Here is a 13,305-nt window from a genome sequence, read left to right as displayed (position 1 = left end):
GTCAACCACTTCTGAACCAACGATTGGACAGTAAACATGGCAAAGCGAAGTAAGGCGTACCTCGAGCAGGCAGCGAAGATCGACGCTGACAACCTGTACTCGCCGCTCGAAGCAGCACAGTTGGCCAAGGACACGGCGTCGACCAAGTTCGATCCGACCGTCGAGGTTGCTGTTCGTCTCGGTGTCGACCCTCGCAAGGCCGATCAGATGGTGCGCGGCACCGTCAACCTTCCCCACGGCACTGGCAAGACCGCTCGGGTTATTGTTTTTGCCGCTGGCGAGAAGGCCATCGAGGCTGAAGCAGCAGGAGCCGACGTTGTCGGCGCCGAGGATCTGATCGAGCGCATTCAGGGCGGATTCCTGGACTTCGACGCAGCGATCGCAACACCCGACCAGATGGCCAAGGTCGGCCGCATCGCTCGCGTCCTCGGACCGCGTGGCCTGATGCCGAACCCGAAGACGGGCACAGTCACCAACGATGTGACCAAGGCCGTCAACGACATCAAGGGCGGCAAGATCAACTTCCGTGTCGACAAGCAGGCCAACCTGCACTTCGTCATCGGCAAGGCGTCGTTCGATCAGACCAAGCTGGTGGAGAACTACGGCGCTGCACTGGACGAGATCCTGCGCGCAAAGCCGTCGTCCGCCAAGGGCCGCTACGTCAAGAAGATCACCGTATCGACCACGACGGGCCCCGGCATTCAGGTCGACCCGACCCGCACGCGCAACCTTCTCGAGAACGATGTGACCGCGTAGTCACACCGCAACGACAAGAAAAAGGCCGGCCCCCTCGATGGGGCCGGCCTTTTTCTATCAGTTGGTTGCGGCCCTCGCGAAGTTGGTGGACAGCTCGCCGAGGATTTCGTCCCAGAGCGGTTTAGGGAGGTCGTGCCCCATGCCGTCGATCAGATGCAGTTTCGATCCTTCGATTGCACGCGCGACCGCCTTCCCGCCTGCCGGCCGCATCAGTCTGTCGGCGCGCCCGTGGATGACGACGGCAGGTGAGGTGATCGAGGCGGCAATGCGCCGTAGACTGCCGGTACCGGTAACGGCCGCCATGTGGCGGAGTGCGCCCGCGGGATAGTAGTTGCGGTCGTACATCTCACCGGCTGTCACGAGTAGTTCGGTGAGAGGTGTCGGGTAGGCAGGGCTGCCGATGACCCGACGGGTATTGGCCGAGTGCGCGATGATCTCCTCGCGCGTTGCATCCGGTCCTGGGCCCTTCATGAGCGGGAGCAACGCCCGTGGATCAGGTGGCGGCAGGAAGGCCTCGTTCGTACTGGAGAAGATGATTGCGGTGCTCGATACTCGGTCCGGATACAGGCCGGAGAAGACCTGCGCGATCATTCCGCCCATCGATGCGCCGATGACGTGCACGCGAGGAATCTCGAGGTAGTCGAGCAGTCCGAGCGCGTCGAGTGCCATGTCCTTCAACGTGTACGGAACATTGCTGGATGCACCGAGTTCGGTACGTAACAACCGCAGCAGTATAGAACCTTCGATACGGTGGCCGTCCATTTTGGTGGACAGTCCGATATCGCGGTTGTCGAATCGGATCACTCGAAAGCCCTGGTGGACAATCCGTTCGCAGAACTCACGCGGCCACAACGTCATCTGGGCGCTCAGACCCATGATCATCAGCACCACAGGGTCGTTCGGGTTGCCCATGTCCTCATAGGCGATCTCGATCGAGTTCGACGTCGCGAAACCCGTTGTGGAGTGCATGATTTTCCTTACCAGCCAGGCTCGCCGAGTAGCGGAACCACGAGAAAACTTGGGTGCTCGGGGTCGAGGATCAGGTCTTGTCTTCGCCCCCGGGTACGGAGAAGATCCGGAAGAATAGGCATGAATCGTGGTGCGTCGGTGGGGAAGACGTCGACTCGGAGACGATGTCCCGCTGCGATCATCGCTTCGGTGGTCAGTAGATCGATATCGAGGGTCAACGGCCGACCGATCGGAACCGGCAGGAGCGTGGCCGACGTGAGGGGGTGATGTGGGCGGGTGTAGTCACCGTTGGGTGCGTAGAGAGACAACTCGTCGTCCACCGCGCGACGGGTGGTCAATAGCGCGCCGTTGGTCAGGACGGTGGATCGCCCGTGGGGATCGACGTCGCAGAGCATGATCGCCCACAGTGCTTCCGGGGCATGACATACCACTCGGAGGTGGAGATTCGTCGGCCCCGAAATGACGGTGTCGGAATGGGCGACGGGTGTCGTGAAGGTCAGTGCCCCGCGCTCGGCGGTTCTGTTGTCATAGGTGAATCCGCCACCGAGAATTGCGGGGATGCCGGCGAGAACCTGAGTGGTGTCGCGCGAGATGACCGACCACAACGACGGCCGCACTGTGAATTCACCCCTCGTCCCGTCGGGTGAGCTCCCGAGGCTTCCATCGTCCACCGCATGTGACGCCGTCCCCGACGTCGCAGCCGAGAGATACAGCCGCGTGGGTTGCGCCTGCGGTGCGGGGAACCTGCCGTGCGCGGTCCACTGTCCGCCTTGCTGCCGAAGGGTGACGGGTCCGTAGTGCTCGATTCCGTTGTCCTCGTCGCGAAGCCACTTGTCGAACCAGGCGCGCTCGAGCACATCGAGTCGTGGTGGAAATCCGGGTTCGCCGAATCCGATACCCGGGTTCCCGTGGTAGCCGTCACCGACGAGAAGTTGCTTGTCTCCGCGCGGTAGTGACAACCGGTTGTAGATATCAGGTGCCGATCCGCCGAAGATGTCGTGCCAGCAGCCGTAAAGAAATGTCGGGGCGGTGATCTCCTCGATCGTTGCGTTGATCGTGTCGTAGTAGTCGACGTCGTAGATTCGTGGATCGCCACCTGTGACGAAGCCTCTGGCCAAGTCCAGGAGATCGGTTGCGGGCGAACGCAATCGGTCCCGTAGCCAGTGCGAGTACTCGAGATCGCCGAGGGACGGTACCCACTTGAGCGCATTGACTGCGGTGAGCCACAAGGGAATGAACAGCGACGGCGCGCCACCGGTCGCGAAGATTTCCCGAACTATGTCCACGGACCCTTCCACGGCGAACACTGCCTCGAGTCCGGCGGGGCGTTTCGAAGCAGACTGAAGCGCGTTGATAGCGGAATACGAAATTCCTGCCATGCCGATTCGGCCGTTGCACCATCCCTGGGCCCTTGCCCATTCGATGATCTCGAGCGAATCGAGTTGCTCACGGGTGCCGAGAACATCCCACGTACCCGTCGATGACCCGGTTCCGCGAACGTCGACGATGATCTGCACGTATCCACTGCGAACCAAATGGCGATTGACCGACATAAGGTCGGCGGCTCCACCTGCGACGACCCGAGTCATCTCGGTGATGCCGTCGAATGGGGTTCCCCTCAGGTCGAACGATGCAGAGAACTTTCTGATCAGGGGGCCGAGCACCGGCGTGTCGAGGACCGAGTCGATCCCCTTGATCAGCAGTTTGTTGTAGGGCGTGATGTTGAGGACGGTAGGAAACTCGGCGTGCACAGCACGTCCAGATGCATCGGCAGGGCGAAAGACGTAGGCGCGCAACACAGCGCCGTCGCTCATCGGTATTCGTACGTTCTTCGAGATCGCGATCTTCGGGTGGAGAGGGTGCTCATCGATCAGTGCACGCCACCGCTGAGCTGCGGTACCCCCGCTGGGGTCGCGCTCGCTTCCCGACCCGGGGGCGCGACCGGGGCGAAGCAGTGGACGTAGTTGTGCTGCCGTCATGTATCCGATTGAACAGTCATCGACGCCGTTTGTCTTACAACACGGCAATATTGTCCCAACTGACAGTGCGTTCGGCGAGTAGTTGGTGTGCAATCACAGGAAGCCGACCATGCCCCGCATGCAGCTCTTTCCAGAAGCCAGGCGGGCCGGTCTCCGCTCGTTTGGAGTTGGCGCCCTGGCTGAGGTAGCCTGGGCGACGGTTCTGATCACGGTGACCTTCGAGTGACCGCGGGATGATCCGCCCAAATCAAGTTCTACCCAAGACCGTTGGTCACCGCCTTTCTCGAGGGCTTGTTCTGATTTCAGAACGTCCTGAGAGGTATGCGGTTGAAGGTCCGAGCATGTTCGGACGACCCACGCAGGAGAACGAGGTCAGGGACCTGCTGCACGGCCTCCGAGCCGTATGTATGTCTACGCCCCGTGTGCTTCTTGCGCCGGGGCGTTCGTCGTTTTCCGGCCCTCTCGCGATCGACAAAACCTCAACGAGAGGAGGCGAAGTATGGCAAAGCCCGAAAAGATCTCAGCAGTATCGGAGATCACCGAACAGTTCAAGGGATCGACGGCTGCTGTCGTCACGGAATACCGCGGTTTGTCGGTTTCCGGTCTGACGCAGCTCCGACGTGCACTTGGCGATGGTGCCACGTACTCCGTCGCCAAGAACACCCTGGTCAAGCGTGCAGCTGCCGAGGCCGGTATTACCGGGCTCGACCAATTGTTCGTCGGACCGACCGCCATTGCATTCATCAAGGGCGAGCCGGTCGACGCTGCGAAGGCCATCAAGGCCTTCGCTAAGGACAACAAGGCCTTGGTCATCAAGGGCGGCTACATGGACGGCGCAACGCTGTCCGTGGACGAGATCAACAAGATCGCCGACCTCGAGTCGCGCGAAATCCTGTTGGCAAAGCTCGCAGGTGCCATGAAGGGCAACTTGTCGAAGGCTGCAGGCCTGTTCAACGCTCCCGCATCGCAGTTCGCCCGCTTGGCGTTCGCATTGCAGGAGAAGAAGGCAGCAGGAGAACCCGCAGCTGCCGAGGCTCCTGTAGAAGCAGAAGCCCCGGCGGAAGCTCCCGCCGAAAGCTGATCCGCGCACCAGCGAACAGCTCAACCCGAAACACTTTTGTCGCGGATCAGCGACTGGAGTACTTATCAGGAAGGACCCGCCACCATGGCGAAGCTCAGCACCGAAGAATTGCTCGGCCAGTTCAAGGAGCTCACCCTCCTCGAGCTCAGTGAGTTCGTAAAGGCATTCGAGGAGACCTTCGAGGTCACCGCAGCCGCTCCCGTCGCAGTTGCCGCTGCAGGCGCAGCCGGCGCTCCGGCCGAGGCTGCAGAAGAGCAGGACGAGTTCGACGTCGTGCTCGAGTCGGCTGGCGACAAGAAGATCCAGGTCATCAAGGTCGTCCGTGAGGTCGTGTCCGGCCTCGGCCTGAAGGAAGCCAAGGATCTCGTCGAGAGCGCTCCGAAGGCCATCCTGGAGAAGGTCGCCAAGGATGCTGCCGAGGCAGCCAAGGAGAAGCTCGAAGCAGCAGGCGCGAAGATCTCCATCAAGTAATTCTTGATGGGCCGTCTTGTCGGTCTGTTCTGCTACTACGAAAGGGCCATCCCCACACCGGGGATGGCCCTTTCGTGCTCTCTGGAGAGATTTCTTTCGGAGCGTGCCTTCTGCTTTATGCGCCGAATGGTGACCGGATGGTCGATCGACCCGCCGAAAACAGTGTTCGGCGACATACCGGCGCTCGTTCACAGCGCCGACACTCGGAGCTGAGCGCAAATTCGGCGAGTTGCCCGCGTGCCGCGCTGTGATGGGTCACACTGACTACAGGATTCGGGCCCGGGTCCGAGGATGTTGTTACTCGGCAGTAGGCTCCAATGTCGGTGCGGACACTTACATGCGATAGAGTGACGCAACCCACATGAGGGTCGATGTCAATGAACTGTGGAGGTCAGCGTGGGAGTCGAGGTTTCGGTCGAGGGATTGACCAAGTCTTTCGGTGTACAGAAGATTTGGCAGGACGTCTCTTTGACGTTGCCGTCGGGCGAAGTCAGTGCGCTGCTGGGGCCGTCGGGTACGGGCAAGTCGGTGTTCCTGAAGTCGTTGATCGGTTTGCTCCGTCCTGAGCACGGCAAGATTTTCATCGACGGCACGGATATCTTGCAGTGCTCCTCACGTGAGCTCTACGAGATCCGCAAGTTGTTCGGGGTCCTGTTCCAGGACGGCGCATTATTCGGCTCGATGAATCTTTACGACAATGTCGCGTTCCCGCTTCGTGAGCACACGAAGAAGTCCGAGTCGGACGTCCGCAAGATCGTCATGGAGAAGCTGGAGCTGACGGGTCTGATCGGCGCGGAGGAGAAGCTTCCCGGTGAGATTTCCGGCGGTATGCGCAAGCGAGCCGGCCTGGCTCGTGCTCTGGTACTCGACCCGGAAATTATCCTCGTCGACGAGCCGGACTCCGGTTTGGACCCCGTGCGCACGACCTACATCTCGCAGACCTTGATCGACATCAACGCCGAGATCGATGCGACCATTCTGATCGTCTCGCACAACATCAACCTGGCGCGGACGGTCCCGGACAACATCGGGATGCTCTTCCGTCGTCAGCTGGTGATGTTCGGTCCCCGTGAGGTGCTCTTGACCTCCGACGAGCCGGTGGTGAAGCAGTTCTTGAACGGCACGATGATCGGACCGATCGGAATGTCGGAGGAGAAGGACGAAGCGCAGATGGCGCAGGAGCAGGCGATGGTCGATGCCGGGCACCATGCCGGCGGCGTCGAGGACGTCGAAGGCATTGTCCCGCAGATGAAGGCCACCCCAGGCACCCCGGTGCGCAAGGCGGTCGGGCGTCGTCAGGAACGAGTACGCCAGATCATGCACACGCTCCCGCACAGCGCACAGGTCGCCATTCAGGAAAGCCTCGACACCACCGACCCGGGTGACCACATTCCGGCATACAGTGGCGCGGGCTCATACGAAGATGGCACTTACGCCGAATCAGGTCAGGGCCAGGTCAACGACAACGCTGCCTACGGAAACCAGGGTTACGGCAACGCTGCTTACGGCAACGCTGCTTACGGCAACGCTGCTTACGGCAACGCTGCTTATGACAACGCTGCCTATGACAACTCCGGTTACAGCAACCCGGGTCAGGACAACTCCGGGTACGACAACTCTGGTTACGAGGCGGGGCACAGCGATCCGGGCCACAACCCATCGCAGGGGCGGGGACAGTAAGGGCTATGGGCAGTTCCAAGAAATCCGTTTTCGCTCCGGCGGAAGCCGCAATTGCGCAAGCCGGAAACATTGTCGAACTGCTCGTAGACGTCGCACGGAACACGTTCAGAAGGCCTTTTCAATTCCGTGAGTTCATCGAGCAGGCCTGGTTCATCGCCAGCGTCACGATATTGCCGACGGCTCTGGTTGCTATTCCGTTCGGCGCGGTCGTCTCGCTTCAGACCGGTTCGCTGATCAAGCAGCTCGGTGCAGAGTCCTTCACCGGCGCCGCGAGTGTTCTGGCCGTCATTCAGCAGGGAAGTCCGATCGTCACGGCACTGCTCATTGCCGGCGCTGCTGGTTCTGCAGTGACCGCCGACCTCGGTTCGCGGACAATCCGCGAAGAGATCGACGCAATGCGCGTGTTGGGGATCGATCCGGTGCATCGACTGGTGGTTCCTCGAGTCCTCGCGATGATCCTAATCGCGTTGCTGCTCAACGGCCTCGTATCGGTCGTCGGCATCACCGGTGGTTACTTCTTCAATGTCGTTCTCCAAGGTGGAACTCCGGGCGCCTATCTCTCGTCGTTCTCGGCGCTCGCCCAGCTTCCGGATCTCTACGTTGCGGAATTGAAGGCGGCCATCTTCGGCCTCATCGCCGGAATCATCGCGTCCTACAAGGGCCTCAACCCGAACCCGGGTCCGAAGGGCGTGGGTGAGGCAGTGAATCAGACGGTGGTCATCACCTTCCTGTTGTTGTTCTTCGCCAACCTCATTCTCACCCTGGTTTACCTCCAGGTCGTTCCGGCGAAGGGAAGCTGACCCGCAATGACCATCTCGAAAGGTCGGGGCGACCGTACCCTCATGCGCGTCAAACGCGTTGCGAGTGCACCGCTGAACGTGCTCGACAAAGCCGGCGAGCAAATGTCCTTCTACGCCCGTGCCATCGGGTGGATACCTCGGACTCTGATTCATTACAAGAAGGAAGTTCTGCGTCTTCTTGCAGAGGTCACCTTCGGTAGTGGTGCGCTCGCCGTCATCGGTGGCACTATCGGTGTCATCGTGATGCTCTCCGGCGCAACGGGCGTCGTCGTCGGACTGCAGGGCTATGCCGCACTGGAGCAGCTCGGCAGTTCCGTCCTCACCGGCTTCTTGTCCGCATACGTCAATACCCGCGAAATCGCCCCCATCGTCGCCGGTCTCGCACTGTCCGCGACGGTAGGAGCCGGCTTCACAGCGCAACTCGGAGCGATGCGCATCTCGGAGGAGATCGACGCGCTGGAGGTCATGGCGGTCCCCAGCGTGCCGTTCTTGGTCACGACCCGCATGATTGCAGGGTTCGTCGCCGTCATTCCCTTGTACATCGTAGGTCTGCTCGCGTCGTATATCGCTTCGCGTGGGATCAGCACGATCTTCAACGGTCAGTCCGGCGGATCGTACGACCACTACTTCAACCTCTTCCTGCCGCCGGAAGACGTTCTGTATTCGTTCCTGAAGGTATTGATCTTCGCCTTCGTGTTGATCATGATCCATTGCTACTACGGATTCCATGCTTCGGGCGGTCCGGCGGGCGTGGGTGTCGCCGTGGGACGCGCTGTTCGAACCGCCATCGTGACGATTGCTGTTCTGGACTTCTTCCTCAGTCTCGCTATCTGGGGAACCACCACCACAGTGAGGGTTGCCGGATGATCGACTCGCCATCGCGATTGAGGCGACTTCTGCTCGGGCTTGCATTCTTCTTGATTCTCATCCTGTTCGTCGGGTGGTCGATCACCTCGTACAACAAGACCTTCAAGAAGGTCGTGAGTATCGATCTCGTGACCGATTCGGTAGGCAACGCCTTGCCGTCCAACGCAGACGTCAAGGTCCGCGGCCTCATCGTCGGTGAGGTGCGCTCGGCGTCTACCCAAGACGGAGTGGTCACTGCACATCTGGCAATCGATCCGGACAAGGCGGAGTTGATCCCGTCGAACACCACGGCTCGGCTGCTGCCGAAGACGTTGTTCGGTGAGCGGTACGTATCGCTGATAGTCCCACCGGGTGATACGGCGTCGCCGATTACCAACGGCACTGTGTTGAAGCAGGACACCAGCGGCAATGCGATCGAGGTCGGTCAATTGCTCGACAATCTGCTGCCGTTGCTCGAAGCGATTCCGCCGCAGGACCTGGCGAGTACGCTCGGTGCGCTGGCGCAGGGGCTGAGCGGGCGCGGTGAACAGCTCGGCTTCACGATCGACCGGTTGGAAAATATCTTCAAAGGCTTGAACACCGAACTCCCGAATATTCAGCAGGGTCTGCGTGGCCTTGCCGACTTCTCCGAGACGTATTCCGATGCGGCTCCGCAGCTGATCGATGCTCTCGACAATCTCAGCGTCACCGGAAACACGTTGGTAGAACAGCGTCCTGCGGTGGATACGTTAATTACCTCGTTGACGTCGACCAGTTCGAGTACAGCCGATTTCCTCCAGGCCAACTCGTCGAATCTGATCGCTATCGCTGCCGATTCGAGGGAGGCGCTGGAGTTGCTGGCACAGTATTCGCCGTCGTTCGGATGCACATTTGCACAGTTCGCCCCCATTGTGGCGCGCGCGCAAGAGGTCGTCGGCGTTGGTGACGAGTATCGAGGTATCAACGTCTCGGCCTCATTCGTCAACCCCAAGGGGCGGTATTTGCCCAATCAGGATGAGCCGCGCTTGTTCGACGATCGCGGACCGCGCTGCTACACCCCGGCGGACACTGCTGCAGGCGAGTTCTTTCCCCAGTATCCCGGTGGTTCGGCGAACGACGGCTCCTACCAGGTTCCATCCAGAAACCCAGGCCCGCAAGATATTCCGGAGCTGCCGGTCCCTCAGTACTCGACAGTTCCCCGGGCGGCGACAACCGGTGACGGTGCTCCGGCAAGCTACGAGGGTTCCGATTACGAGCGCGACACCCTGGCCGTGATCTACGGCCAGGCAGGGGGAGTGACCCCGGACGAGATTCCCTCGTGGACGACGACTTTGGGCGCGCCGGCACTGAGAGGAGCGGAGGTGACCATCAAATGAGGGGACTTATTGCTCCACTCGTCAAGTTGATCGCGTTCGCAGTGGTGACGATCTTGGCCACCGCGACGCTCGCATTCTCGATTGCCAACATCAGTGGTGGCGGTGGCGAGACATACAGCGCTGTGTTCAGCGATGTGGCGTCGCTGAACAAGGGCGACGAGGTCCGCATCGCCGGCGTCCGCGTCGGTGACGTCAAAGACATCAAGATCGTCAACGAGCGCGAGGCGGAAGTCGAGTTCTCGGTGTCGGGTCGAGACTGGCTGCCGGCCACCGTAACTGCGAATCTGCGGTACCGGAACCTGGTAGGCCAGCGTTACATCGCCCTCGAGCAGGGTGCCGGTGAGCAGGGCCGCAAGATCAACCCGGGCGAGACGATTCCGTTGGCGCAGACGAAACCCGCGGTGAATCTGACGACGTTGTTCGACGGCTTCCGTCCGTTGTTCACCACACTCAACGCCGACGACGTGAACAAGCTGTCGTACCAGATCATCCAGGTTTTCCAGGGTGAGTCGGGGACGATCTCGGAGTTGGTACGCAGCACCGCGAGCCTCACGAACACCGTTGCAGACAAGGACCAGGTGATCGGTGCCGTGATCACCAATCTCAATACGGTGCTGCAAACGGTCAATCAGCATGACAAGGAACTCGATTCGTTGATCGTCAATACCCAGCAACTTGTGTCGGGACTTTCCGCCGACCGTGAGGTAGTCGGTTCGGCCGTCACCTCGCTCGCCGGGCTGACCGATGCGACGGCTGGCTTGCTCGAACCGACACGTCCGGCGATTCAGGGTTCGATCGCTTCGCTCAACACGTTGGCGACGACGTTGAACAACAGAGAAGGTGACCTGACGAAGGTGATCCAGACGTTGCCGAAGAAGCTCGACAAGTTGGTTCGTACCGCACAGCAGGGATCGTGGTTCACCTTCTATCTGTGTGGTCTCGACATCAAGGCCGGGCCGGGTTCTTCACCCAATCTGAATTTGCCGACCGGACTTCCGACTGTGAATCAGCCGCTGTACACGAACTCGGCTTCGCGTTGCAAAGCTGGGGGGATTCAAGGATGACAAAGCGAAGCCCGCTGGTACTAGGCGCGCTCGGCATTTCGATCGTGCTGCTTGCGACAATTTCGGTCTTCTTTCTCGACAAGCTTCCCATTCTCGGAGCCGGCTCTACGTTCAGCGCCGAGTTCTCGGAAGCTGCAGGCCTGAAGCCCGGCAACGAAGTTCGCATCGCCGGGGTCAAGGTCGGCAAGGTCGACTCCGTGGAACTCGCGGGCGACCGCGTCGTCGTCGACTTCCGAGTCCAGGACGCATGGGTCGGCAACAACTCGTCCGCGTCCATCCAGATCAAGACCGTGCTGGGTCAGAAGTACCTTGCCATCGATCCCCGCGGAGACGCGGTGCTCAAACCCAAGGACCCGATCCCGTTGGAGCGCACCACGTCCCCGTACGACGTAATCGACGCGTTCTCCGACGCGGCATCGACCATCACCGACATCGACACCCCACAGCTGGCATCGAGCTTCGAGGCGCTATCGCAAGCGTTCTCCGAAACCCCGGCCGACGTTCGGGCGTCGCTGGACGGGGTGAGCCGGTTGTCGGAGACCATCGCCAGCCGTGACACGGATCTGAAAAAGCTCTTCGAGGCGACGGGCAAGACGTCGAAGGTTCTCGCCGACCGAAACGAAGAGTTCAACCGCCTCATCACCGACGCCGGCCCATTGTTGGCCGAACTCAACAACCGGCAGCAGTCGATCTCGCAGCTCCTGACCGGCGTTCAGCGCCTGTCGACGCAGCTCACCGGGCTGGTTCGTGACAACGAAGAGCAGATCAACCCGATGCTCCAGCAGTTGAACGGAGTGATCGACATTCTCAACGAGAACAACGACGCGCTCTCCCGTGGACTGGAGCTCTACGCACCCTTCGTGCGGCTCTACGCCAACGTCGTCGGTAACGGACGCTGGCTCGACATCACGTTGGCCAACCTCACGCCTCCTGGCCTGCCGCTGATCCCGGGCTACCGTCAGCCTGCGCAAGACCTGGGGGGCAACTGATGAGTGACACCGGAGAATCCGTGAAGAAGGCCGGCGGGGGCCGTGTGCTCATCATCGGCGTCGTCATCGTCGCCCTGGTCGTCGCAGTCGGCGGCTGGTGGCTGCTCACCCGCGCTGGTTCGACGAACATCACCGCCTATTTCGACAAGTCGGTCGGAATCTATTCCGGTTCCGATGTGCGCGTGCTGGGGGTAGAGGTTGGGAAAGTGACCTCCGTGGTGCCACAGGGGGACCAAGTCGAGGTGAAGATGCGCGTCCAGCGTGGTGTCGACATTCCCGCAGATGCCAAGGCCGCTCAGATCACACCATCGTTGGTGTCCGACCGATACGTTCAGCTTGCCCCCGCTTACACCGGCGGCGACACGATGGCCGACGGCGCGGTGATTCCGCGCGAACGCACTGCCACCCCGGTCGAGGTCGATCAGCTCTACGCCAGTATCGAGGAGCTCTCCAGTGCTCTCGGGCCGGACGGGGCGAACAAGAACGGTGCTCTCACCGATCTCGTCAACACCGGCGCAGCCAACCTCGAAGGTAACGGAGAAGCTTTGGGGGACACGATCACTCAGCTGTCCGAGGCATCGCGAACTCTCAGCGACTCACGTGGAGACTTGTTCGACACGGTGAAGAACCTGCAGACCTTCGTGTCGGCGCTTGCTGCAAACGATCAGCAGGTTCGGGAGTTCAACAATCAGCTCGCAGACCTGACTGGCTTCCTCAATGGAGAGCGCGATGACCTGGGCGCTGCATTGAATCAACTGTCCATCTCCCTCGGTGACGTCGCTGTGTTCGTCGCAGACAACCGTGAACAGCTCGTCACAGCGGCCAACGGATTGGTGCAGCCGACGCAGACGCTTTCGGATCACAAGGAGTCGCTGGTCGAAACGCTGACGATTCTGCCGCTTGCGATCAGTAATCTGGTCAACTCGTACGACGCGGAGTCCGGAACTCTTGCTTCCCGTGCCAACTTGCAAGGTGAGACTCAAGATCCGCTGGGAACCGTATGCAGGCTGATCGACCTCGGCAAGCTCGTGCCGGGCGACCCGCGATTCGAACAACTGGGTGCCCAGATTCAGCCGATCATCGACCGGTGCGGTGAGTTCACCAAGCTGATCCAGGGACCAGTCCTCGACAATCCGGATCTCATCCTTCCGTTCGGATTGCTCAGCGGTGAAAAGGAACAAAGAAATGCGGTTCCGGGTACTGTGCCGGGAACGGTCTCACCGCGTCTGAGCAGCGGAACCCCATTGCCCGGAATCGAGCAGTCGCTTGGAGGGGGACAGTGAGCACGTCGAAA

The 13,305-nt window shown here is 60.7% G+C and carries 12 protein-coding genes; 10 read left to right on the top strand and 2 right to left on the bottom strand.

Going from position 1 to position 13,305, the window contains the following annotated elements:
• Positions 1–36: 36 nt before the first annotated feature.
• Positions 37–756, top strand: a complete 720-nt coding sequence (gene rplA, locus QMK32_RS01150; protein ID WP_283472480.1) for a 50S ribosomal protein L1 — start codon at positions 37–39, stop codon at positions 754–756.
• A gap of 57 nt (positions 757–813) precedes the next feature.
• Here rplA and QMK32_RS01145 read toward each other — a convergent pair whose 3' ends face one another.
• A complete protein-coding gene (locus QMK32_RS01145) occupies positions 814–1,725 on the bottom strand; it encodes an alpha/beta fold hydrolase (RefSeq protein WP_283472478.1) in 912 nt (303 codons plus the stop codon).
• A gap of 8 nt (positions 1,726–1,733) precedes the next feature.
• Positions 1,734–3,704, bottom strand: coding sequence for a CocE/NonD family hydrolase (locus tag QMK32_RS01140; RefSeq protein WP_283472476.1), 1,971 nt, complete (start codon positions 3,702–3,704; stop codon positions 1,734–1,736).
• Positions 3,705–4,203: 499 nt separating this feature from the next.
• Here QMK32_RS01140 and rplJ point away from each other — a divergent pair, with 499 nt between their 5' ends.
• The 9 genes from rplJ to QMK32_RS01095 all read left to right on the top strand — a co-directional run bounded on the left by rplJ (position 4,204) and on the right by QMK32_RS01095 (position 13,294).
• Complete coding sequence (rplJ, locus tag QMK32_RS01135; protein ID WP_084346138.1) at positions 4,204–4,785, top strand: 50S ribosomal protein L10; 582 nt, start codon at positions 4,204–4,206, stop codon at positions 4,783–4,785.
• Between the two features lie 84 nt (positions 4,786–4,869).
• Complete coding sequence (rplL, locus tag QMK32_RS01130; RefSeq protein WP_084346137.1) at positions 4,870–5,256, top strand: 50S ribosomal protein L7/L12; 387 nt, start codon at positions 4,870–4,872, stop codon at positions 5,254–5,256.
• A gap of 384 nt (positions 5,257–5,640) precedes the next feature.
• Positions 5,641–6,936, top strand: a complete 1,296-nt coding sequence (locus QMK32_RS01125) for an ABC transporter ATP-binding protein (RefSeq protein WP_502943498.1) — start codon at positions 5,641–5,643, stop codon at positions 6,934–6,936.
• 5 nt (positions 6,937–6,941) lie between these two features.
• The gene (locus QMK32_RS01120; RefSeq protein WP_136171191.1) at positions 6,942–7,736 is read left to right on the top strand and encodes an MlaE family ABC transporter permease; all 795 of its coding nucleotides are present in this window, start codon (positions 6,942–6,944) and stop codon (positions 7,734–7,736) included.
• Positions 7,737–7,742: 6 nt separating this feature from the next.
• Positions 7,743–8,603, top strand: a complete 861-nt coding sequence (locus QMK32_RS01115; RefSeq protein WP_084346134.1) for an MlaE family ABC transporter permease — start codon at positions 7,743–7,745, stop codon at positions 8,601–8,603.
• Complete coding sequence (locus QMK32_RS01110; protein ID WP_283472471.1) at positions 8,600–9,958, top strand: MCE family protein; 1,359 nt, start codon at positions 8,600–8,602, stop codon at positions 9,956–9,958. The genes QMK32_RS01115 and QMK32_RS01110 overlap by 4 nt, the downstream gene beginning before the upstream one ends.
• Positions 9,955–11,022 carry an MCE family protein gene (locus QMK32_RS01105; protein ID WP_283472469.1) on the top strand — a complete coding sequence of 356 codons (1,068 nt, stop codon included), beginning with the start codon at positions 9,955–9,957 and terminating at the stop codon, positions 11,020–11,022. Before QMK32_RS01110 ends, QMK32_RS01105 begins: the two co-directional genes overlap by 4 nt.
• Positions 11,019–12,011 (top strand): MCE family protein, encoded by a 993-nt coding sequence (locus QMK32_RS01100; protein ID WP_084346131.1) that lies wholly within the window; start codon positions 11,019–11,021, stop codon positions 12,009–12,011. Before QMK32_RS01105 ends, QMK32_RS01100 begins: the two co-directional genes overlap by 4 nt.
• Complete coding sequence (locus QMK32_RS01095; RefSeq protein ID WP_283472467.1) at positions 12,011–13,294, top strand: MCE family protein; 1,284 nt, start codon at positions 12,011–12,013, stop codon at positions 13,292–13,294. The genes QMK32_RS01100 and QMK32_RS01095 overlap by 1 nt, the downstream gene beginning before the upstream one ends.
• Positions 13,295–13,305: the final 11 nt, after the last annotated feature.

This window comes from Rhodococcus sp. H29-C3 (assembly GCF_030063405.1).
In the GTDB taxonomy this organism is placed as follows: Bacteria; Actinomycetota; Actinomycetes; order Mycobacteriales; family Mycobacteriaceae; genus Rhodococcoides.
The sequence above is the reverse complement of the archived record's forward strand: the minus strand, read 5'-3'. Positions and strand labels throughout refer to the sequence as shown.

Bases quoted from the DNA above. Each gene is read 5' to 3' on its own strand.
- rplJ (WP_084346138.1), top strand. From the start codon at position 4,204: ATGGCAAAGCCCGAAAAGATCTCAGCAGTATCGGAGATCACCGAACAG.
- QMK32_RS01145 (WP_283472478.1), bottom strand. From the start codon at position 1,725: ATGCACTCCACAACGGGTTTCGCGACGTCGAACTCGATCGAGATCGCC.
- rplA (WP_283472480.1), top strand. From the start codon at position 37: ATGGCAAAGCGAAGTAAGGCGTACCTCGAGCAGGCAGCGAAGATCGAC.
- QMK32_RS01095 (WP_283472467.1), top strand. From the start codon at position 12,011: ATGAGTGACACCGGAGAATCCGTGAAGAAGGCCGGCGGGGGCCGTGTG.
- QMK32_RS01140 (WP_283472476.1), bottom strand. From the start codon at position 3,704: ATGACGGCAGCACAACTACGTCCACTGCTTCGCCCCGGTCGCGCCCCC.
- QMK32_RS01105 (WP_283472469.1), top strand. From the start codon at position 9,955: ATGAGGGGACTTATTGCTCCACTCGTCAAGTTGATCGCGTTCGCAGTG.
- QMK32_RS01115 (WP_084346134.1), top strand. From the start codon at position 7,743: ATGACCATCTCGAAAGGTCGGGGCGACCGTACCCTCATGCGCGTCAAA.
- rplL (WP_084346137.1), top strand. From the start codon at position 4,870: ATGGCGAAGCTCAGCACCGAAGAATTGCTCGGCCAGTTCAAGGAGCTC.
- QMK32_RS01120 (WP_136171191.1), top strand. From the start codon at position 6,942: ATGGGCAGTTCCAAGAAATCCGTTTTCGCTCCGGCGGAAGCCGCAATT.
- QMK32_RS01100 (WP_084346131.1), top strand. From the start codon at position 11,019: ATGACAAAGCGAAGCCCGCTGGTACTAGGCGCGCTCGGCATTTCGATC.
- QMK32_RS01110 (WP_283472471.1), top strand. From the start codon at position 8,600: ATGATCGACTCGCCATCGCGATTGAGGCGACTTCTGCTCGGGCTTGCA.